This window comes from Streptomyces sp. HSW2009 (assembly GCF_040240285.1).
Classification (GTDB): Bacteria; Actinomycetota; Actinomycetes; order Streptomycetales; family Streptomycetaceae; genus Streptomyces.
Genome location: NZ_JBEHZD010001002.1, coordinates 1 through 1,349, shown reverse-complemented (window position 1 = coordinate 1,349; position 1,349 = coordinate 1). Strand labels below are relative to the sequence as shown.

General features: G+C 74.6%; 1 protein-coding gene. It reads right to left on the bottom strand.

The genetic code is table 11. From position 1 onward, the window contains the following. Positions 1 to 183: 183 nt before the first annotated feature. The gene (locus tag AAHZ94_RS34170; protein WP_349997570.1) at positions 184 to 1,002 is read right to left on the bottom strand and encodes an SGNH/GDSL hydrolase family protein; all 819 of its coding nucleotides are present in this window, start codon (positions 1,000 to 1,002) and stop codon (positions 184 to 186) included. Positions 1,003 to 1,349: the final 347 nt, after the last annotated feature.

Below are 1,349 nucleotides of genomic sequence, written 5' to 3'. Positions count from 1 at the left end.
CCCCCCCCCCCCCCCCCCCCCCCCCCCCCCCCCCCCCCCCCCCCCCGGGGGCGGCCGCCCCCCCGCCCCCCCCCCCCCGCGCTGCCCCACGCGCCGCGCCGGGCCCGGTGGAGCGATCGGGCCCGGCGCGGTGCGTGCATGCGGTGCGATGCGCGCACTGGGTGCGGTGCGTGCGGTGCGGTCTTACGCGCCCGCGGAGAAGGCCGGCAGGTAGCCGCCCGACTGGCCGGCGGCGGTCGGGTGGTACGAGTCGCCGACCGGCAAGGTCACACTGTGCAGCCACGCGTCGCCGGAGCAGATCTCGTGCCCGGAGAAGCGGCCGGCGATGTCGGCGTAAGCGAAGCCGTGGTCGGCGGCGCGCTTGGCGGTGATGCCGTTGAGCAGGTCGGCGGCGCCGTTGATGGCGCCCCGCTCCTTCTCCGTGAGGCCGACGACGCAGGTGCCGTTGAGCTTGTAGAACCGCGGGTAGCCGAGGACCACGACGCGGGCCTTGGGTGCCTTGTTCTTGATGGCCGTGTAGACCTGGTTCAGCTTGCCGGGCAGCGTCTTCTCGACGTACGAGCGGGCGGTGTTGACGCGGTTGACGCAGTTGGCCTCCGACTGGAGGATGCAGGTCGTCATGACGTCGACGAAGCCGGCGTCGTTGCCGCCGATGGTGATGCTGACCAGGTCGGTGCCGGAGTTGACCGGGCCGAGCTGCTTGGCGAGGACGTCACCCGTCACGGCTCCGGAGCAGGCGGTGAAGTGGAAGCTGGCGGGCGCGTTCTTGGCGGCCCACAGCTTCGGGTACGCGCGGTTGCTGCGCTTGCAGTCGCCGCTGCCGCTGTCGTAGTCGCCGGAGCCGACGCCGGAGGAGTACGAGTCGCCGAGCGCCACGTAGTCGCGTCCCGCCAGCGCGCGGGCCGAACCGTCAGCCGCCTGCGCCGACTGGCCGCCGGCGAGCGCGAGAGTCGCGGTGAGCACCGCGGCGGAGGCGGCGGACAGGATTCGGGTGAGTCTCATGGGTTCTCCTTGACAGGCTTGGCCATGGACGCGCGTAGACAGGACCCCTGGGGCAACCCCGGTGGGACCCGCCGAACCGCGCGGGGGGATGTCGCTGCGCAAGGTTTCTACCCCGTCACGGCAGTGAATTACGGCCGCATGGCATGAATATGTCATGACGTCAGGGGCCTTGTTCCGCACCGAACGGGAGGGAGATATTCACTCTGGCCGGTCGCGGACCGCCCGCCCCGGCGAGGGGGGGCCCGGGGGGGGGCCCCCCCCCCCCCCGGCCGGCGCCCCCCCCCCCCCACCCGGGGGGCCCCCCCCCCCCGCCCGCCCCCCCCCCCCCCCCCCCCCCCCCCCCCCGC

What these genes read in the sequence shown, in the direction of transcription:
- AAHZ94_RS34170 (WP_349997570.1), bottom strand. Translation starts at nt 1,002, where the DNA reads ATGAGACTCACCCGAATCCTGTCCGCCGCCTCCGCCGCGGTGCTCACC.